General features: G+C 72.2%; 16 protein-coding genes and 1 tRNA gene. 7 read left to right on the top strand and 10 right to left on the bottom strand.

Features of this window, described 5'->3' with window-relative positions; all coding sequences use genetic code 11:
* Window positions 1-8: 8 nt before the first annotated feature.
* The 3 genes from ACV530_RS15265 to hutU all read right to left on the bottom strand — a co-directional run bounded on the left by ACV530_RS15265 (window position 9) and on the right by hutU (window position 4350).
* Complete coding sequence (locus tag ACV530_RS15265) at window positions 9-1358, bottom strand: formimidoylglutamate deiminase (RefSeq protein ID WP_494332976.1); 1350 nt, start codon at window positions 1356-1358, stop codon at window positions 9-11.
* On the bottom strand, window positions 1349-2536 hold the full coding sequence (locus tag ACV530_RS15260) for an allantoate amidohydrolase (RefSeq protein WP_494332975.1): 1188 nt from the start codon (window positions 2534-2536) through the stop codon (window positions 1349-1351). The genes ACV530_RS15265 and ACV530_RS15260 overlap by 10 nt, the downstream gene beginning before the upstream one ends.
* Window positions 2537-2658: 122 nt before the next feature.
* Window positions 2659-4350: a urocanate hydratase gene (hutU, locus tag ACV530_RS15255; RefSeq protein WP_494332974.1), complete on the bottom strand. Its 1692-nt coding sequence runs from the start codon at window positions 4348-4350 to the stop codon at window positions 2659-2661.
* Window positions 4351-4494: 144 nt separating this feature from the next.
* Between hutU and ACV530_RS15250 the strand changes: the two genes are divergently transcribed.
* Window positions 4495-5838, top strand: coding sequence for a type III PLP-dependent enzyme domain-containing protein (locus tag ACV530_RS15250; RefSeq protein WP_494332973.1), 1344 nt, complete (start codon window positions 4495-4497; stop codon window positions 5836-5838).
* Here ACV530_RS15250 and ACV530_RS15245 read toward each other — a convergent pair.
* From ACV530_RS15245 to ACV530_RS15235, 3 genes are all read right to left on the bottom strand, one after another.
* Complete coding sequence (locus ACV530_RS15245) at window positions 5822-6391, bottom strand: hypothetical protein (protein ID WP_494332972.1); 570 nt, start codon at window positions 6389-6391, stop codon at window positions 5822-5824. The genes ACV530_RS15250 and ACV530_RS15245 overlap by 17 nt on opposite strands.
* A 708-nt stretch (window positions 6392-7099) precedes the next feature.
* The gene (locus ACV530_RS15240) at window positions 7100-7960 is read right to left on the bottom strand and encodes a MurR/RpiR family transcriptional regulator (protein WP_494332971.1); all 861 of its coding nucleotides are present in this window, start codon (window positions 7958-7960) and stop codon (window positions 7100-7102) included.
* Window positions 7961-7999: 39 nt separating this feature from the next.
* The gene (locus ACV530_RS15235; RefSeq protein WP_494332970.1) at window positions 8000-9364 is read right to left on the bottom strand and encodes an acyl-CoA synthetase; all 1365 of its coding nucleotides are present in this window, start codon (window positions 9362-9364) and stop codon (window positions 8000-8002) included.
* A gap of 109 nt (window positions 9365-9473) precedes the next feature.
* Between ACV530_RS15235 and ACV530_RS15230 the strand changes: the two genes are divergently transcribed.
* Window positions 9474-9908 carry a hypothetical protein gene (locus ACV530_RS15230; RefSeq protein WP_494332969.1) on the top strand — a complete coding sequence of 145 codons (435 nt, stop codon included), beginning with the start codon at window positions 9474-9476 and terminating at the stop codon, window positions 9906-9908.
* A gap of 278 nt (window positions 9909-10186) precedes the next feature.
* Here the strand turns inward: ACV530_RS15230 and ACV530_RS15225 are convergent, their stop codons facing one another.
* On the bottom strand, window positions 10187-11581 hold the full coding sequence (locus ACV530_RS15225; RefSeq protein WP_494332968.1) for a cystathionine beta-synthase: 1395 nt from the start codon (window positions 11579-11581) through the stop codon (window positions 10187-10189).
* 208 nt (window positions 11582-11789) lie between these two features.
* On the opposite strand from ACV530_RS15225, the gene ACV530_RS15220 reads away from it, so the two are divergent.
* The 3 genes from ACV530_RS15220 to ACV530_RS15210 all read left to right on the top strand — a co-directional run bounded on the left by ACV530_RS15220 (window position 11790) and on the right by ACV530_RS15210 (window position 15162).
* A complete protein-coding gene (locus ACV530_RS15220) occupies window positions 11790-12827 on the top strand; it encodes an SGNH/GDSL hydrolase family protein (RefSeq protein WP_494332967.1) in 1038 nt (345 codons plus the stop codon).
* A gap of 128 nt (window positions 12828-12955) precedes the next feature.
* Window positions 12956-14176 (top strand): acetyl-CoA C-acetyltransferase, encoded by a 1221-nt coding sequence (locus ACV530_RS15215; protein ID WP_494332966.1) that lies wholly within the window; start codon window positions 12956-12958, stop codon window positions 14174-14176.
* Window positions 14177-14394: 218 nt separating this feature from the next.
* Window positions 14395-15162: a hypothetical protein gene (locus tag ACV530_RS15210; protein WP_494333048.1), complete on the top strand. Its 768-nt coding sequence runs from the start codon at window positions 14395-14397 to the stop codon at window positions 15160-15162.
* A gap of 39 nt (window positions 15163-15201) precedes the next feature.
* On the opposite strand, the gene ACV530_RS15205 is transcribed toward ACV530_RS15210, so the two are convergent.
* Complete coding sequence (locus tag ACV530_RS15205) at window positions 15202-15528, bottom strand: hypothetical protein (protein ID WP_494332965.1); 327 nt, start codon at window positions 15526-15528, stop codon at window positions 15202-15204.
* 117 nt (window positions 15529-15645) lie between these two features.
* Between ACV530_RS15205 and ACV530_RS15200 the strand changes: the two genes are divergently transcribed.
* Window positions 15646-15876: a DUF4287 domain-containing protein gene (locus ACV530_RS15200; RefSeq protein ID WP_494333047.1), complete on the top strand. Its 231-nt coding sequence runs from the start codon at window positions 15646-15648 to the stop codon at window positions 15874-15876.
* Between the two features lie 82 nt (window positions 15877-15958).
* Here the strand turns inward: ACV530_RS15200 and ACV530_RS15195 are convergent, their stop codons facing one another.
* The gene (locus ACV530_RS15195; RefSeq protein WP_494332964.1) at window positions 15959-16798 is read right to left on the bottom strand and encodes a Bax inhibitor-1/YccA family protein; all 840 of its coding nucleotides are present in this window, start codon (window positions 16796-16798) and stop codon (window positions 15959-15961) included.
* A 239-nt stretch (window positions 16799-17037) separates the two neighbouring features.
* Window positions 17038-17118: transfer RNA gene (locus tag ACV530_RS15190), tRNA-Leu, on the bottom strand.
* 353 nt (window positions 17119-17471) lie between these two features.
* Between ACV530_RS15190 and ACV530_RS15185 the strand changes: the two genes are divergently transcribed.
* Window positions 17472-18296 (top strand): ABC transporter ATP-binding protein, encoded by an 825-nt coding sequence (locus ACV530_RS15185; protein WP_494332963.1) that lies wholly within the window; start codon window positions 17472-17474, stop codon window positions 18294-18296.
* Window positions 18297-18320 lie beyond the last annotated feature (24 nt).

Below are 18320 nucleotides of genomic sequence, written 5' to 3'. Positions count from 1 at the left end.
ACTGCTCTCTATCGGCTCTGGCCGTGGACTGCGGCGATGGACTCGGCGAGGGCCCGGGGCACGTCGGGCACGAGCTGGTGCGCCCCGTCGCGCACGATGTGACGGCCGCCGACCACCGTATGCCGGACGTCCGCGCCTGTCGCGGCGAATACGGCCGTTTCCGCGCCCAGTCGCGGGGGCGGGCCCGCGGTGCGCACGGAGTCCAGTGCGATCGTGGTGAAGTCGGCGAGCGCGCCGGGCTCGATGCGGCCGGCGTCGTCCCAGCCGAGGCTCGCGTGGCCGTCGGAGGTGGCGGCGCGCAGCAGGGCCGCCGCCGTCCAGTGGCCGCGGGTGCGGGTGCGCAGCCGCTCGTCCAGCTCCATGGCGCGGGCTTCCTCGAGGAGGTCGATGACGGCATGGCTGTCGCTGCCGAGCGACAACGGGCTTCCTGCCTGCTGGAGTTGTACGGCGGGGCCGATGCCGTCGGCGAGGTCGCGCTCGGTGGTGGGGCACATGCACGTGCCGGTTCCAGTGGAGCCGAGCAGGTGGATGTCCTCGTCCGTGAGGTGGGTGGCGTGCACGGCGGTGGTACGCGGGCCGAGCACGCCGTGATCGGCGAGGAGGCGGGTGGGGGTGCGGCCGTGCGCGGCCCGGCAGGCGTCGTTCTCGGCGGTCTGCTCGGAGAGGTGGACGTGCAGAGGCGCCTTGCGGCCTCGTGTCCAGGCGGCCACGGTCGCCAACTGGTCGGCGGGCACGGCACGTACGGAGTGGACGGCGGCGCCGATGCGGGCGTGCGGGGCGGGCGTCAGCCCGTCCGCCCGCTCGGCCCACGCGGCGGCGGTGCCGTCGGAGAAGCGGAGCTGGTGCCGGTTCGGCGGTTCGCCGAAGCCGGACGAGAGATAGACGGTGTCGAGGAGGGTGATGCGGATGCCCGCTTCCGAAGCGGCGGCGATCAGGGCCTCGCCCATGGCGTTGGGGTCGGCGTAGGGCGTGCCGCCCGGGGCGTGGTGGAGATAGTGGAACTCACCGACGCAGGTGATGCCAGCGAGGGCCATCTCGGCGTACGTCGCGCGCGCGAGGGCGAAGTAGCTCTCGGGGGTGAGCTTTTCGGCGACGCCGTACATCATGTCGCGCCAGGTCCAGAACGTGCCGGAACCGACCTGGACGGCGCCGCGCAGTGCGCGGTGGAAGGCGTGGCTGTGGGCGTTGCTCAACCCCGGGATGGTGAGCCCCCGCAGGCTCACCGCTCCCGGCGGCGGGGCCGTGACCTCGGTGCGTACGGCCGTGACGCGCCCGTCGGCCACGTCGATGGCGACGTCCGGTTCGACGTACGTGCCGAGCCAGGCGTGTTCGGCCCAGTAGGTCGTGGTCACCGGCACGCGAGGCCCTCCAGTACGTCGGCGAGTGCGGTCACCCCGGCGAGGCAGTCGTCCTCGGTGGCCGTCTCGGCGGGCGAGTGGGAGACGCCGGTGGGGTTGCGCACGAACAGCATGGCGGTGGGGACGCTACCGGAGAGGATGCCGGCGTCGTGCCCGGCACCCGTCGGCAGTACGGGGGCACCGTCCAGCAGCTTGGCGAGCTCGTCGCGGAGACCGTGGGCGAACTCCACGACGGGGGTGAAGGATTCCCGGGTGACCCGGACGTCCACGCCGTCGCGCTCGCCGCGTTCGACCGCGGCCTGCTCGATGGCGGCGACGACCTCGGCGAGTGTCCGCTCGTCGGCGGCCCGGGAGTCCAGCCAGCCGCGGACGAGCGAGGCGATGGCGTTCACACCGTTCGGCTCGACGCTGACCTTGCCGAACGTCGCGAGGGCGCCGGCGAGGCGGGCCTTCTTGCGGGCGGCCAGCACGGTGTTGGCGTAGGTGAGCATCGGGTCGTGGCGGTCCTCGATGCGGGTGGTGCCGGCGTGGTTGGCCTCGCCGTGGAAGTCGAAGCGCCAGCGGCCGTGCGGCCAGATCGCGGAGGCGACGCCGACGGGGTGGGCCGTGTCGGCCAGGGCGCGGCCCTGTTCGACGTGGAGCTCCACGAACGCGCCGATGCGGGCGAGGCGTTCGGGGTCGGGACCGATGGTGTCGGGGTCGTACCCCGCGCGCTCCATGGCCTGCGGGAGCGTGATCCCGTCGGCGTCGCGCAGCGCGTGGGCCGCCTCGACGGTGAGCTGCCCGGCGGTCAGGCGCGAGCCGACGCAGGCGAGGCCGAAGCGGGCGCCTTCCTCGTCGCCGAAGTTGACGATGGCGAGCGGGCGCGCCGGGCGCGCGCCGCGCGCCCGCAGTTCGTCGAGGGCGGCGAAGGACGACACGACACCGAGGGGGCCGTCGAAGGCGCCGCCGTCCGGGACGGAGTCCAGGTGCGAGCCGGTGACGACGGCGTCACCGGCGGCGGGGTCGCCGAGCCAGGCCCACTGGTTGCCGTTGCGGTCGAGCTCGTAGGCGAGGCCCCGGGTCTCGGCCTGTGCCCGGAACCAGGCGCGGCAGTCGGTGTCCGCGCCGGTCCAGGCGAAGCGGCGGTAGCCGCCGGTGGCCGCTTCACGGCCGATGGGTAGGAGCTCACTCCACATCTCGTGGAAGGAGGGAGGTGTGCCCCGGTCCCGCCCTTTCACCGTTTCTTCCGGGGGCTGCGCCCCCGGCCCCCCTGAACGCGGCTCCGCCGCGTTGTCCTCAAACGCCGGACGGGCTGAAGTCACTCCCCCTCCCGCATGGGGATGCGGACGCCGCGGTCTTCGGCGACCGACTCGGCGATGTCGTAGCCCGCGTCCACGTGGCGGATGACGCCCATGCCCGGGTCGTTCGTCAGCACCCGGCGGATCTTCTCGCCCGCGAGCGGCGTGCCGTCGGCGACCGTGACCTGACCCGCGTGGATGGAGCGGCCCATGCCGACGCCGCCTCCGTGGTGGATGGAGACCCAGGACGCGCCGGAGGCGACGTTGACCATCGCGTTCAGCAGCGGCCAGTCCGCGATCGCGTCGGAGCCGTCGAGCATGGCCTCGGTCTCGCGGTACGGGGAGGCGACGGAGCCGCAGTCGAGGTGGTCGCGGCCGATGACGACGGGGGCGGACAGCTCGCCGCTCGCCACCATGTCGTTGAACCGCTCGCCCGCGCGGTCGCGTTCGCCGTAGCCGAGCCAGCAGATGCGGGCCGGGAGGCCCTGGAAGTGGACGCGCTCGCCGGCCATCTTGATCCAGCGCGCGAGGGACGCGTTTTGAGGAGACGCAGCCTCGGGGAAGAGGTCGAGGATGGCCCGGTCGGTGGCGGCGATGTCCTTCGGGTCGCCGGAGAGGGCGGCCCAGCGGAAGGGGCCCTTGCCCTCGCAGAAGAGGGGCCGGATGTAGGCGGGGACGAAGCCCGGGAAGGCGAACGCGCGCTCGTACCCGGCCAGTTGCGCCTCGCCTCGGATCGAGTTGCCGTAGTCGAAGACCTCGGCGCCCGCGTCCTGGAAGCCGACCATGGCCTCGACGTGCTTGGCCATGGACTCGCGCGCACGGCGCGTGAAGTCGGCGGGCTTCTCGGCCGCGTACGAGGCCATGTCGTCGAAGTCGACGCCGAGCGGCAGGTAGGCCAGCGGGTCGTGGGCGCTGGTCTGGTCCGTGACGATGTCGATGGGGGCGTTCATCGCCAGCAGTTGCGGGAGGAGTTCGGCCGCGTTGCCGAGGACGCCGATGGACAGCGGGCGGCGCGCGTCCCGCGCCTCCACCGCGAGCTGGAGGGCGTGGTCGAGGGAGTCGGCCTTGACGTCCAGGTAGCGGTGTTCGATGCGGCGCTCGATGGCGCGCGGGTCGCAGTCGATACAGATCGCGACGCCGTCGTTCATGGTGACGGCGAGCGGCTGGGCGCCGCCCATGCCGCCGAGGCCGGCGGTCAGGGTGATCGTTCCGGCGAGCGTGCCGCCACTGTGCTTGTTTTTAAGAGCGAGCTTGGCGGCGACGGCCGAGAAGGTCTCGTAGGTGCCCTGGAGGATGCCCTGGGTACCGATATAGATCCAGGAACCGGCCGTCATCTGGCCGTACATGGTGAGGCCGAGGGCCTCGAGGCGGCGGAACTCCTCCCAGTTGGCCCAGTCGCCGACGAGATTGGAGTTGGCGATCAGGACGCGGGGCGCCCACTCGTGCGTCTGCATCACGCCGACCGGACGGCCGGACTGGACGAGCATCGTCTCGTCCTGCTTGAGCGTCTGCAGCGTGCGGACCATGGCGTCGAAGGAGCGCCAGTCGCGGGCCGCCTTGCCCGTGCCGCCGTAGACGACGAGCTTGTCCGGGTGCTCCGCGACCTCGGGGTCCAGGTTGTTCTGCAGCATCCGCAGAGCGGCTTCCTGCTGCCACCCCCGGGCGCTCAGCTCGGTACCTCGCGGTGCTCGCACGGGTCGCGGTCCTGACATGAGCCCTGCCTCCCTGGGGACAACCTGGGGATGAATGGAACGACTGAATAGAACACTGCACATCTTGCGACGCTGAATACCCCTAGTCAACAGGTGTCGCGCAGCCCCATGGCATCGCTTCCCCGCCAGTGGTGAAGTGGACACATGAGCCTCACGCAGAACACACGGGATGCCGCCGTGCGAGCGGCGGTCGGACAGGGCCTGGTCGGGGCGGGCGCACCGGTGGCCGGGCTGCTGGACGTGGCCGGGATCCGCGCCGCCGCGACCGCTCTTCGCAAGGCGTTCGCCGAGGTGGGCGCGGGCGACGACCGGATCCTGCACGCCTTCGCCGTGAAGGCCGCGTCGCTGGTGCCGGTGCTGCGGCTGCTCGCCGACGAGGGGCTGGGCTGCGAGGTCGCGGGCCCGGGCGAGCTGGCGCTGGCCCGCGCCGCCGGGGTCGGGCCCGCGCGCATCGTGCTGGACTCGCCCGCCAAGACCGGCGAGGAGCTGCGGGAGGCGCTCGCGCTGGGCATCGCGGTGAACGCCGACAGCCGGGAGGAACTCGCCCGGCTGGACGCGCTGATGAGCGAGCGGCCCTCGTCCTCCTCGCTCGGCGTGCGCGTCAACCCGCAGATCGGCGGCGGCAGCATCGCGGCGCTGAGCACGGCCACCGAGACGTCGAAGTTCGGCATCGCCCTGCGTGACGAGGGGACGCGCGCCTGGCTCGTCCAGGCCTACGCGGAGCGGCCGTGGCTCACGCGCCTGCACGCGCACGTCGGCTCGCAGGGCTGCCCGCTGGAGCTGATGGCCGAGGGCGTACGGATCACATACGAACTGGCCGAGGAGATCAACGAGTTGGCCGGGCGGCAGCAGGTCGACACCGTCGACATCGGCGGCGGCCTGCCCGTCAACTTCGGCTCCGACGAGGTCGCTCCGACCTTCCGGGAGTACGCCCGGCTGCTCGCCTCGACCGTGCCGGGGCTCTTCGACGGGCGCTACCGCCTGGTCACCGAGTTCGGCCGGTCACTGCTGGCCAAGAGCGGGATGGTGCTGGCCCGCGTGGAGTACGCCAAGTCGGCCGGGGGCCGCCGGATCGCGGTGACGCACGCGGGCGCGCAGGTCGCGACGCGCACCGTCTACGCGCCCGGCTCCTGGCCACTGCGCGTGGCGGCGTACGACGCGCAGGGGCGCCCCAAGCGGGACGCCCCCGTGCCGCAGGACGTCGCCGGGCCGTGCTGCTTCGCGGGCGACCTGGTCGCGGTGGACCGGCCGCTGCCGCCGCTGGCGGCGGGCGACCATGTCGCGCTGCTCGACACGGGGGCGTACTACTTCTCGAACCACTACGCCTACAACTCACTCCCCCGGCCGGGGATTTACGGCTATACGGCGGCAGCCGGTGACGACGTACGAGACGTACGATTCGTGCCCGTACGGACCCCGCAGACCCTCGACGAGCTCGTCGCCGAGAGCGGGGCCGCGCACGCGGCGGGCCTCAGCGCGCTGCGCTGAGACGGGCCCCGCCGGGGGCGGCGTCGCCCGCGGCGAGGCCGGTGGTCAGATAGCCGGGTACGGGCTTGGCCGCGGGGCTGCCCTTCGCCCACTCCGTGCGGACCCACAGCAGTGCGTCGGCCCGGCGTTCCAGGCCGCCCAGCCACAGGGCCTTGGCCCACAGGCCCGCGCCGAGCCCGGCCAGGGCCATGCCGGCGGCGGCCGGTACGGCGAAGGACGAGCCGACGGCCGCGAGGAAGGCGGCCGTGAGCCACCAGCGGCGGCCGCGGCTCCAGTTCCGTGCGGTCACGGCACGGTCCTGCAGGATCGCCTGGCGGCCGGCTCTGTCCGCGCCGCGCGCGAGCTCCGTGTAGCGGGTGCGGCGTGCGGTGAAGGCCGCTCCCGCGGTGACGACGAACAGCGCGGCCCCGGCGAGCACGCCGATCCGGCGCCCGGTGAGCCCCGGCACCAGCGCGCCGATGCCCGCGCTCAGCACCCCCAGCCACCACAGCCTGCGGGCCGACGCCCGCACCACCACCGCCACCCGCGCCAACGCATACGCTCCGCGTCCCACTTCACACCTCCTGTTTGCCGGGTTTGCCGGTCCAGGCGGCACGGTAGCGACCGAATCTGAGGACCCCCTGAGAACCCCCTGAGAACCGCGCCGCCGCTGTCGTCGCCTTCGCCGTCGGGGGTCATACCCCGGTATCACGGGCAGCTTGGCTCCGCCGTACGACGCGGGTTCTGTGGGCGGTCTCCTATGGTCTGTGCATCAGCAGCGAGGGAGGAGCCGGGAGATGAGCGAGCGGGCTCTGCGGGGGCGGGCGATTGTTGCGGCGGGGGCGTTGGCGTTGACGGGGCTGCTGAGCGTGCTGGGGTGGTGAGGGGGTGCGGATGTGCCCCGGTCCCGCCCTTCCACCGTTCCCCGGGGCTCCGCCCCCGGACCCCGTGACCGCGCTGCCGCGCGATGCCCTGGGGCTGCGCCCCAGACCCCGCTTGTCGCGGCTCCGCCGCTCGTCCTCAAACGCCGGACAGGCTGGAGAGTGCCGGGCCGGGCTTGATTTTCAGCGCGGGCGCGAAAATCCAGGGCGGCCCCGACATTCCAGCCCGTCCGGCGTTTGAGGACGAGCGGCGGAGCCGCGTTGCGGGGGCCCAGGGGGCGAAGCCCCCGGACAACCGCGCGGAGCGCGGTTCGGGGACCGGGGCGTAGCCCCGGAGGAGACGGTGAGAGGGCGGGACCGGGGCACAACTCCCCACCCACCACCCACCCCCACGGGAACCGTCACTCCACGAACAACCCCCGCTCCACCGCCCTCACATCAAACTCCTCCAACCGCGCCTGCGCATCCGGCAACGCATCGCACATCGCCTCCAACAACACCCGCCCCAACAACATCGGCGCGCACGCCGTGTCGAAGGCGAGCCCCGTACCCACGGCCGCGGGCAGCAGCAGATCGCTGTGCCGCGCCACCGGCGCGAACGTGGAGTCCGCGACGGTGACGACCGTCAGTCCCGCACCGCGGGCGTACTCGAGCGCCTCGACGACCTCCTGCGGATGCCGCGGCAGCGCGAAGCACAGCAGCGCATCCGCGCCCGCCCGCACGGCCGCATCGACGCGGTCGGCCAGCTGGCTGCCGCCCTCGTCGAGGAGGCGGACATCCGGGTGGACCTTGCGGGCGAAGTACGTGAAGCCGGCCGCCTGCGCGGCGGCGGCCCGCAGCCCGAGGACGGGCAGCGGGCGGGACGCGGCGAGCATCCGCCCCGCACGGACGACGGGGGCGGGATCGGCGAGCAGCGAAGCGAGATGGCGGAGGTTGTCGATCTCGGCGTGCACCGCCTGCTGGTACTCGTTGAGCGGATGCCCACCCCGCTCCGGCACCGCGGGAACCACTTCCCGCAGATGACGCCGCAGCGCCGGATAGCCGTCGAACCCGAGCACCACCGCGAACCGGGTCACGGACGGCTGGCTGACCCCGGCCAGTTCGGCGACCTCCACGCTCGAGAGGAAGGGCGCATCGGCCGCACGCCGCACCATGCAGTGCGCGATGCGACGCTGGGTGGGCGTCAGCCGGTGCCCTTCGAAGAGCTTCTGCAGGCGCGCGGTGGCATCCGGTCCGCCGCCACCACCACCGGTCTCGCTCATCAGCTCTCCTCCATTCACAACCACCTGGTCCGCATAAAATTATGCAGGCGGCAGCAGCTTCTTCTGCGGCTTCCCCATCGCATTGCGCGGCAACGCCTCGAGAAACCGCACCCGGCGCGGCCGCTTGTGCACCGACAGCTGCCCGGCCACGAAGTCGATCAGCTCCTGCTCGCCGACCCCGTCGGCGACGACATAGGCGACGATCTCCTGGCCCAGGTCGTCGTGCGGCACCCCGACCACCGCGGCCTCGCTCACCCCCGGGTGGTCGAGCAACGCGTTCTCCACCTCCCCGGCGCCGACGCGATAACCCCCGGACTTGATCAGGTCGGTGGAGGCCCGGCCGACGATGCGGTGCGTACCGTCCGGCTCGATGGCGGCGATGTCGCCGGTGCGGAACCAGCCGTCGGCGGTGAACGCCGCCGCCGTCGCGTCCGGGCGGCCGAGGTACCCGGCGAAGAGCGTCGGCCCGGTCACCTCCAACTCACCGATGCCGCCCTCCTCTTGGCCGGTCAGCCTGGTCCGTACGCCCGGCAGCGGCAGCCCGACGGCGCCCGGGCGGCGCTCCCCGTCGGCCCGCGCCGAGACGGTGATGAGGGTCTCGGTCATGCCGTAGCGCTCGACGGGCCGCTGCCCGGTGAGCGCCTCGAGGTCGCGGAAGACGGGCGAGGGAAGGGCCGCGCTGCCGGAGACCAGCAGCCGCGCACCGCTCAACTCCCGTGCGGCGGACGGCTCGCGGACGATACGGGACCACACGGTCGGCACCCCGAAGTACAGGCTGCCGCCCGCCGCGGCGTAGGCCTGCGGGGTCGGCCGCCCGGTGTGCACCAGGCGGCAGCCGGTCCGCAGCGCGCCCAGCACGCCGAGGACGAGGCCGTGCACGTGGAAGAGCGGCAGCCCGTGCACGAGGGTGTCCTCGGCGGTCCACTGCCAGGCGTCGGCGAGGCCGTCCAGGCCGGCCGCGATCGCACCGTGCGGTATCAGGGCGCCCTTGGGCGCGCCGGTCGTGCCGGAGGTGTAGAGGATCAGGGCGGTCGTGCCGCCTTCCGGCTGCCCGCCCGGGGCGTCGGCCCGTTCCCGCAGGTCGACCGGGATCCCGTCCTCGCCGCCGAGCACCAGCTCGGCACCGGAGTCCTTGAGGATGTGGGCGCGTTCGACGGGCCCCGCGTCCGGCGGCAGCGGCACGACGGGCACCCCGGCGAGCAGCCCGCCCACGACGGCGGCGGCCGTCTCCGGCGTCGGCTCCGCGTGCACGGCCACCGCCGCCGCACCGGCGATCCGGCGTGCCACGGCGCCTGCGGCACCGAGCAGTTCCTCACGCGAACAGGACCGCCCGGCGAACGTGAGCGCGTCCGCCCGGTCGGCGGCACCGGGCCCGGTGAGGGACGACAGCAGGGGTACGGTCACGGACTGCTCCTTCCACGGGGGCCCTCGGCGGGCGAGGGGAGTCCCCCATCGCGGATACGGGTGCTAGCCCCACTGCGGCGGGGCATGCGCCGACCGTACCGTTGTGGCCATGACGGGCCACGACCAAGATCTCAAGAAGGAACTCGACGCGACCCTGCAGACCCGCAAGGAGCTGGGGGCCGAGTACGAGGCCGAACTCGTCGATTCCTTCGTGGAGAAGGTCGACCGGACGGTGGAGCAGAAAGTCGACGCCGCCGTGAACCGGCAGGTGCGTCGCCAGCTCGCCGAGCATCAGATGACCGCCGCACGGGGCGGCGGTCAGACCCGGCGCGACCCCGAGTTCGGCACGTTCGGCGAGCGCTTCGGCTTCGCCGCGGTCACGCTCGTCCTGGCCGTCCCGCTGTCCGCGATCGGCGTGGTGAACGCGGGCCTGGCGGGGCTGCTGGTGACCTGGGCGGGGATCGTGGGGGTCAACGTGGCGCAGGCGGCGGGGAAGTTCCCGTGGCAGCAGCTGCGGGGGCGCAAGGACGCCGACAGCATCTGACGGTTCGCGCGGGGGCCGCCGCACCCCGGCCGGAGCCGGAGTCGGGACGGCGGCGGTCCCCGCGAGGGACACGGGCCGGGCGTGGGCCCGAGGTCCGCATCCTGACGGCCGCGGAATCCGGGAGCCGCTCCGGAGATCCTGCCGTCGCCGGTGGTGCCGGACCGGACGGGAACACCGCCCCTGCCGGCACCTCTTCACTATGACGGACCCTTGTTAAGTCCGTGCTGCCGCCACGTGACGCATACGTACCTTTTACGGGACGGGGCGACTGCCCGGCGTCACTTGACGCCGTTCTCCTCGGCGAGGAAGGCGAGCAGGTCCTGACGGCTCACCACACCCTTGGGCTTGCCCTCGACCAGCACGATCGCCGCGTCCGCCGTGCCGAGCACGGCCATCAGGTCCGCGACCGGCTCGCCCGAGCCGACCTGCGGCAGCGGCTCGCTCATGTGCTTCTCCAGCGGGTCGGAGAGCGAGGCGCGCTGGGTGAACAGGGCGTCCAGCAGCTCCCGTTCGACGACGGAGCCGATGACCTCGGCGGCCATCACGTCGGGGTGACCGGCGCCCGGCTTGACGATGGGCATCTGCGAGACGCCGTACTCGCGCAGCACCTCGATGGCCTCGCCCACGGTCTCCTCGGGGTGCATGTGGACCAGCGAGGGCAGCGCGCCGCCCTCCTTCCGGCGCAGCACGTCGGCGACGCGCGCGGCGTCGCCGGCCTCCTCCAGGAAGCCGTAGTCGGCCATCCACTCGTCGTTGAAGATCTTGCTGAGGTAACCGCGCCCGCTGTCCGGCAGCAGCACGACCACCACGTCGTCCGGGCCGAGCCGCTTGGCGACCTCCAGCGCGCTCACCACCGCCATGCCGCAGGAGCCGCCGACCAGCAGGCCCTCCTCCTTGGCGAGGCGGCGCGTCATCTGGAAGGCGTCCTTGTCGGAGACCGCGATGATCTCGTCGGTCACCGTGCCGTCGTAGGCGGTGGGCCAGAAGTCCTCGCCGACGCCCTCGATCAGGTACGGCCGGCCGGAGCCGCCGCTGTAGACCGAGCCCTCCGGGTCGGAGCCGATGACCTTGACCCGGCCGTCACTGACCTCCTTGAGGTAGCGGCCGGTGCCGCTGATCGTGCCGCCGGTGCCCACGCCCGCCACGAAGTGGGTGATCTTCCCCTCCGTCTGCTCCCAGAGCTCGGGACCGGTGGACTCGTAGTGCGAGAGAGGGTTGTTGGGGTTGCTGTACTGGTCCGGCTTCCAGGCGTTGGGGGTCTCGCGGACGAGCCGGTCGGAGACGTTGTAGTAGGAGTCCGGGTGCTCCGGATCGACCGCGGTGGGGCAGACGACGACCTCGGCGCCGTACGCCCGCAGGACGTTGATCTTGTCCTGGGAGACCTTGTCCGGGCAGACGAAGATGCACTTGTAGCCCTTCTGCTGGGCCACGATCGCAAGGCCCACGCCCGTGTTGCCGGACGTCGGCTCCACGATCGTGCCGCCCGGCTTGAGCTCACCGGACTTCTCGGCGGCCTCGATCATCCGCACGGCAATGCGGTCCTTCACGGAACCGCCGGGGTTGAAGTACTCGACCTTGGCCAGGACGGTGGCCTGGATGCCATCGGTCACGCTGTTGAGCTTGACGAGCGGGGTGTTGCCAACGAGCTCAATCATCGAATCGTGATACTGCACGGTGATCTCCGCGGTCAGGGGCACTAGCGGTTCGTCGCGTACCCGTACGCCCAGCCTATTGCGCGTCCGTCCGCACCAACGGCGCGTTGCACAGCTCCGCAGCGGGGGCACCCTGCTGTTAGCGCGCCCGCGCAAGGGCGTGCGGCATTCGTGAAGTGTTCATGAAACATCTGTGAACACGGTTTCGCGCAGCGGAGGAGGCGGGCCGATGTCCATGTCGAGGGCGAGGGCCGCACGCAGGATCGCGGCGGCGGCGGCATACGGGGGCGGCGGGATCGGCCTGCTCGGAGGGGCGGCGCTCGGGGTGCTGCTCACCGAAGTGGCGCTCGCCAGGCGGGTGGTCGGCGGGAGCGACGACTCACCGCCGCACGCGGACGGTTGCTACGGCTCGGCGTTCGTGCACGGGCTCGGACGCGAGCACCTGGTGCTGGGCATGCTGGGCGACTCCACGGCCGCGGGCAAGGGCGTGCACCGGCCCCGGCAGACGCCGGGCGCGCTGCTCGCGTCGGGGCTCGCGGCGATCGCCGAACGGCCCGTCGACCTGCGCAACGTGGCGCTGTCCGGGGCGCAGTCGGACGACCTGGAGCGCCAGGTCACGCTGCTCCTGTCCGGCCCGGGGTACCCCCCGGACGTCTGCGTGATCATGATCGGCGCGAACGACGTCACCCACCGGATGCCGGCCGCCCGCTCCGTACAGCTGCTGTCCGAGGCGGTGCGCAGGCTGACCGAGGCGGGGTGCGAGGTGGTGGTGGGCACGTGCCCCGACCTGGGCACGATCGAGCCGGTGTACCAGCCGCTGCGCTGGCTGGCCCGCCGCCTCAGCCGCCAGCTGGCGGCTGCGCAGACGATCGGAGCGCTCGAGGCGGGCGGCCGTACGGTCTCGCTCGGCGACCTGCTGGGCCCGGAGTTCGCGGCGAACCCGCGCGAGCTGTTCGGCCCGGACAACTACCACCCCTCGGCGGAGGGTTACGCCACGGCAGCCATGGCCGTGCTGCCGACGATGTGCGCGGCGCTGGGGCTCTGGCCCGAGGAGGAGGAACGGCCGGACGCCGCCCGCCGCGAGGGCATCCTGCCGGTGGCCCGTGCGGCGGCCGAGGCCGCGGCGGAGGCCGGCACGGAGGTCACGGCGGCCCGCGGACGCTGGGCCCTGCTCAAGCACCGCAGGCGGCGGCGCCTGCCGACGCCCGCGGAGCCGTCGGCTCCCGCCGAGCCCGCGCTGCGCCCCGCAGCCGCCGACGGCGACTGACCACCCACTGGCGAGCGACGGCGCGACACTGGAAAGGAGTCCCGCATCACAACGCAACCCTCGTGACCCCAACCCGTACGCACGGGTAACTTCACCGGGAGTCCATCGCCAGCGTCCCTGGAGCCCTGATGCCCGAAGCCGTGATCGTCTCCACCGCCCGCTCCCCCATCGGCCGCGCCTTCAAGGGCTCCCTGAAGGACCTGCGCCCCGATGACCTCACCGCGACGATCATCCAGGCCGCCCTCGCCAAGATCCCCTCGCTGGACCCGCGCGAGATCGACGACCTGATGCTCGGCTGCGGCCTGCCCGGCGGCGAGCAGGGCCACAACCTGGGCCGGATCGTGGCCGTGCAGATGGGCATGGACCACCTGCCCGCCACCACGATCACCCGCTACTGCGCCTCGTCCCTGCAGACCTCGCGCATGGCGCTGCACGCCATCAAGGCGGGCGAGGGCGACGTGTTCATCTCGGCCGGCGTCGAGACGGTCTCGCGTTCGGTCAACGGCTCCTCCGACGGCATGCCCGGTACCCACAACCCGCTGTTCGCCGACGCGGAGGCCCGTACGGCCGCCCGCGCCGAGCAGGGCGGCGAGGGCTGGCACGACCCGCGCGAGGACGGCCTCGTGCCCGACGCCTACATCGCGATGGGCCAGACCGCCGAGAACCTGGCGCGCCTGAAGGGCATCACCCGCCGGGAGATGGACGAGTTCGGCGTACGGTCGCAGAACCTCGCCGAGGAGGCCATCAAGAAGGGCTTCTGGGAGCGCGAGATCACCCCGGTCACCACCCCGGACGGCACGGTCGTCGCCAAGGACGACGGCCCGCGCGCGGGAGTGACGCTGGAGGGCGTCGAGGGCCTCAAGCCGGTCTTCCGCCCGGACGGCATGGTCACGGCCGGCAACTGCTGCCCGCTCAACGACGGCGCCGCCGCCTTGGTGATCATGTCCGACACCAAGGCCCGCGAGCTGGGCCTGACCCCGCTCGCCCGGATCGTCTCCACGGGCGTCTCGGCGCTCTCCCCGGAGATCATGGGCTACGGGCCGGTGGAGGCCAGCGAGCAGGCGCTGCGGCGCGCCGGGCTGACCATCGGCGACATCGACCTGGTCGAGATCAACGAGGCGTTCGCCGCCCAGGTCATCCCCTCCTACCGGGACCTCGGCATCGACATCGACAAGCTGAACGTCAACGGCGGTGCCATCGCCGTGGGCCACCCCTTCGGCATGACGGGCGCCCGGATCACCGGCACCCTGATCAACTCGCTCCAGTTCCACGACAAGCAGTTCGGTCTGGAGACGATGTGCGTGGGCGGCGGCCAGGGCATGGCGATGGTGATCGAGCGCCTCAGCTGAGCCCGCTGACCGGTCCGTGACCTAATTTCCCCCAGGATGTGACCAACGTCCCGGGGGAAATTCGTTTTTGCAGGTCAGATAGGTTGAACGGAGAACCTCTAGGTCTTAGGTCCCGTCCCTTTCACGACGTTTTGCACTGTGGCCCCAGGGAAGCACGCGCGAAGCTGAGGTAGGAATTCGGGGGATCCATAGCAACCGGGAGTACGTCAGTGAGCGCCATGTCCCTTGCCCTGCTGCTGGCCGCTGCCACCGCCGCGGCCGCGTCCGTCGCCGCCCTGTACGTCACCCGTGGGCTGCGTCGCCAGGTCGGGGCCCTGCGCACGGAGCTGGCGTCCGCCGTGGCGGGCCTCGCGGAGCGCGACATCCACGCCGCGGTGCCGCACGCCCGGACCGCGCCCGTCGCCGAACTCACCGAGATACGTGCGGCCGTCGCCGACGCCCTCGCCGAGGAGCGCGAGCGCGAGCTCGCCGAGGCACGCGCCTTCTGGGCCGCGCAGGAGTCCCGGGACCTGAACAACCCTGCCGACTCCCACCCGTTGCTCACCGGGCTCACCGGAGTGCCCGGCGTCGACTACCTCCCGCCGTTCGAGCCCGACGAGGACCCCACCGACGCCGAGTCCCCCGAACTCGCCGCCGCCCGCCGCCGGCACCCCTCGCACCCCGACTTCTCGCCGTCCGCCGCCGTGGGCGACCACGAGCGCACCATCGAGCGCCTCGCCGAACTCGCCGACGCCCGTATCCCGCTGACCGATGTACGCCCCGGCCCGCTCGGCACCCTCGACGTCTATGTCTTCGCGGACGGCACCACCGTGTGCATGACGCCCGGCCACCGCGAGACCGCCGAGAGCCTCGCGGACGCGCTGCGCACCGGCGACACCCCCGTGCTGCTGGGCGGTTCCGGGGTCTCCGGCGCCTACGCCCTGACCTTCGGCTGCGCGGCGGGCAACGTCTACGTCCTCGCCGACCGCGTCATCGCCTCGCTGTAAGCGGAAGCGGAGACGGAGGCAGAAGGAAGGCGGAGGCGGTCACAGCCCGCACCGCTGCGACGCCTCGCCGATCAGCGCCACGGCCTCGGCCACCCCGGCCCCGTCCCCCTCCGCGGCGGCGAGCGCCTCGGCCAAGTCGTGCCCGGCGACGGCCACTTGATCGGCCACGGCGAACATCCCCGCCTCCGGCATCTCCCGCGGCACGGCGTGCCCCGGCTCCTCGATCCGCTGGGCTCGTGCGGCCAGCTCCCTGGCCAGGGCCAACGCCTCGGCGGCCGCACCGCGGCTCAGGCGGGACTGGGGCAGAGAGCGCAGGCGGTCGGCGAAGGTGTCCACAGCGGCCAGCAGGGGCGTCACGTCATCCACGCCCCGAGGTTATCGGGGGTCCGGCACCGCATGTGCCGCCCACCGACTGTTGCCATTGGCTTAACACTCAGGCACGGTGACATGAAGGACCATCATCCGACGCGTCCGGAGGCGCCGATGTCCTACGTCATCTCCGACGAGACCCACCGGAACCTGCTCGCCCGAATCCCGCACTGCACCGGCCGCGAAGTCTCCGAATGGCTGCGCGCGGTCGACGAAGGTCCCGCTCTCTCCCGCTTCGAGGAGAAGGTCAGCTGGCTGCGCGGAGAACACGGCCTCGCTTACGGCCACGCCAAGGCGATCGTCCACGAGTACGACCTACGACGGGCGGCGCGAAAGTTCCGGTGACCGGAGCGCCCCGACAACAAGGGACAGGGCCCGGGAAGGCAATGCCTTCCCGGGCCCTGTCACACACCCGCCGCTGTCGCGGCTAGTCGTTGTTCAAGATGGCGATCAGACGGAGCAGCTCCGTGTAGATCCACACCAGCGAGAGCGTCAGACCGAACGCCGCCAGCCAGGACTCCTCACGCGGGGCGCCGTACCGCACGCCGTCCTCGATCTGCTTGAAGTCCAGCGCGAGGAACGCCGCGCCGAGCAGCACGCCGATGATGCCGACGACGATGCCGAGCCCGCCGCTGCGGAAGCCGAGGCCGTCACCGCCGCCGAAGGCGGCGAACAGCACGTTGGCCAGCATCAGCAGGACGAAACCGATCGAAGCGCCCACCACGAAGCGGGTGAAGCGCCGGTCGACCTTGATGATCCGGGCCCGGTAGGCGATGAGCACGCCGGCGAAGACGGCCATCGTGCCGAGCACCGCCTGCATCGGGGCGCCGCTCGCGTACTTGTTGTAGTACTGGCTGAGCACGCCCAGGAAGACGCCCTCGAGCACGGCGTACCCCAGGATCAGCGCGGGGACCGGGCGGGCCTTGAACGACTGGACGAAGCCGAGCACCATGGCGATCAGACCGGCGCCGAAGCCGACGCCGACCGGCAGCTTGGCCGCCCAGGAGACGCCGGCGGCGACGATCACCAGACCCAGCGTGATGGCAGTGCGCGAGACGACGTCGTCCATCGTCATGGCGCCGGACCGGGCCGGAGCCTGCGGCATGCCGTACTGGAGGTCGGGTGCGCCCTGTGCGTAAGGGTTGCCAGGCTGCGCGTACGGGTTGCCCTGGGTCGCGTACCCGGGCTGCGGTGCGGCGTTGAAGCCCGCGTAACCGCTGCCGGGAGTGAACCCCCGACGCGAGAAGACCGGGTTCCTGCTCCTCATTTCACTCCTCCATGGCCACCCTGCGCGGCCTTGCCGACCAGGGTAATGGGTAGGCAAAGGAATGGCTCTCGTGCTTTGGGACGATCTTTTTCGCGCGTACCCCCTACCGGAGAACGCAATCGGGCGGCCATCGGTTCCGCCCGGGACGGGCGGGACCGGACGTAACCGGTGACACAACCGGTGGCGTGACCGGTGGATCGTACGAGGGGGGAGGCTCCGCCCACCCGCCAAGCGAGAAGTGCCCGGAGCCGGACTCGAACCGGCACGGCCAAAGGCCAGCGAGGTTTAAGCTCGCCGTGTCTGCTTTCCACCATCCGGGCTGGCCCTACGGACCGCACGTGCAGGTACGCGCGCGGGTCTCCCACGAGGAGAGCAGCACGAGCCTATCCGGGGAGCGCCCCCCAAACAGCGGAACGCGGACCCGAGGTTGTCTTATTTTATTGGCAACTGAACGCGCATCAGCAAGGTGCCGACGCCATAGGCACATGCCAGCGGCCGATCCGCCCCGTTCACCGCCCCACCCCTATGGGGTTTCGGAATTGTCGCAATCTCGCCTCCTGACGCGCCGGCCGCCGTCATACCGAAGGATGACGGCGGCCGGGCCGCGTACCCCCTGAGACGGTCCCGAGAACGGGCACAAGAGCTGATCCGGGGCGGGGCGGCGGACAGGACGATGGATGGGCATCACCCGCCGTCCCGACAGGAGTGTCCTCCCGTGACCACCACCCCCCTCGGTGCCCAGACCGCCGTCCGAGCCACCGCGGTGGCCGCCCGCGCCACAGATCTGACCAAGGTCTACGGACAGGGCGAGACCCAGGTGGTCGCCCTGGACGCCGTCTCGGTCGACTTCCACCAGGCCGAGTTCACCGCGATCATGGGCCCGTCCGGGTCCGGCAAGTCGACGCTCATGCACTGCATGGCCGGCCTCGACACGGTCTCCTCCGGCTCCGCCCGGATCGGCGACACCGAGCTGACCGGGCTGAGCGACAAGAAGCTCACCCGGCTGCGGCGGGACAAGATCGGCTTCATATTCCAGGCGTTCAACCTGCTGCCCACGCTCAACGCCCTGGAGAACATCACGCTGCCGATGGACATCGCGGGCCGCAAGCCCGACCCCAAGTGGCTGGAAACCGTCGTCGACACGGTCGGCTTGTCCGGGCGTCTCAAGCACCGCCCGAGCCAGCTCTCGGGAGGCCAGCAGCAGCGCGTGGCCGTCGCCCGCGCCCTGGCCTCGCGCCCCGAAATCATGTTCGCCGACGAGCCCACCGGCAACCTCGACTCCCGCTCCGGCGCCGAGGTCCTCGGCTTCCTGCGCAACTCCGTGCGCGAACTCGGCCAGACCGTGGTCATGGTCACCCACGACCCCGTCGCCGCCTCCTACGCCGACCGCGTGGTCTTCCTCGCCGACGGCCGCGTCGTCGACGAACTGCGCGGCCCCACCGCGGACGCGGTCCTCGACCGCATGAAGCGGTTCGACGCCAAGGGCCGCACGAGCTGACCACCGCCGGACACGACCTCCTCC

It is taken from the genome of Streptomyces sp. SX-6, assembly GCF_059089585.1.
The sequence above is the reverse complement of the archived record's forward strand: the minus strand, read 5'-3'. Positions and strand labels throughout refer to the sequence as shown.

Excerpts from the sequence above, each read along its gene's own strand:
- ACV530_RS15260 (WP_494332975.1), bottom strand. The coding sequence starts at position 2,536 with ATGTGGAGTGAGCTCCTACCCATCGGCCGTGAAGCGGCCACCGGCGGC.
- hutU (WP_494332974.1), bottom strand. The coding sequence starts at position 4,350 with ATGTCAGGACCGCGACCCGTGCGAGCACCGCGAGGTACCGAGCTGAGC.
- ACV530_RS15250 (WP_494332973.1), top strand. The coding sequence starts at position 4,495 with ATGAGCCTCACGCAGAACACACGGGATGCCGCCGTGCGAGCGGCGGTC.
- ACV530_RS15240 (WP_494332971.1), bottom strand. The coding sequence starts at position 7,960 with ATGAGCGAGACCGGTGGTGGTGGCGGCGGACCGGATGCCACCGCGCGC.
- ACV530_RS15230 (WP_494332969.1), top strand. The coding sequence starts at position 9,474 with ATGACGGGCCACGACCAAGATCTCAAGAAGGAACTCGACGCGACCCTG.
- ACV530_RS15220 (WP_494332967.1), top strand. The coding sequence starts at position 11,790 with ATGTCCATGTCGAGGGCGAGGGCCGCACGCAGGATCGCGGCGGCGGCG.
- ACV530_RS15215 (WP_494332966.1), top strand. The coding sequence starts at position 12,956 with ATGCCCGAAGCCGTGATCGTCTCCACCGCCCGCTCCCCCATCGGCCGC.
- ACV530_RS15210 (WP_494333048.1), top strand. The coding sequence starts at position 14,395 with ATGTCCCTTGCCCTGCTGCTGGCCGCTGCCACCGCCGCGGCCGCGTCC.
- ACV530_RS15200 (WP_494333047.1), top strand. The coding sequence starts at position 15,646 with ATGTCCTACGTCATCTCCGACGAGACCCACCGGAACCTGCTCGCCCGA.
- ACV530_RS15195 (WP_494332964.1), bottom strand. The coding sequence starts at position 16,798 with ATGAGGAGCAGGAACCCGGTCTTCTCGCGTCGGGGGTTCACTCCCGGC.
- ACV530_RS15185 (WP_494332963.1), top strand. The coding sequence starts at position 17,472 with ATGGATGGGCATCACCCGCCGTCCCGACAGGAGTGTCCTCCCGTGACC.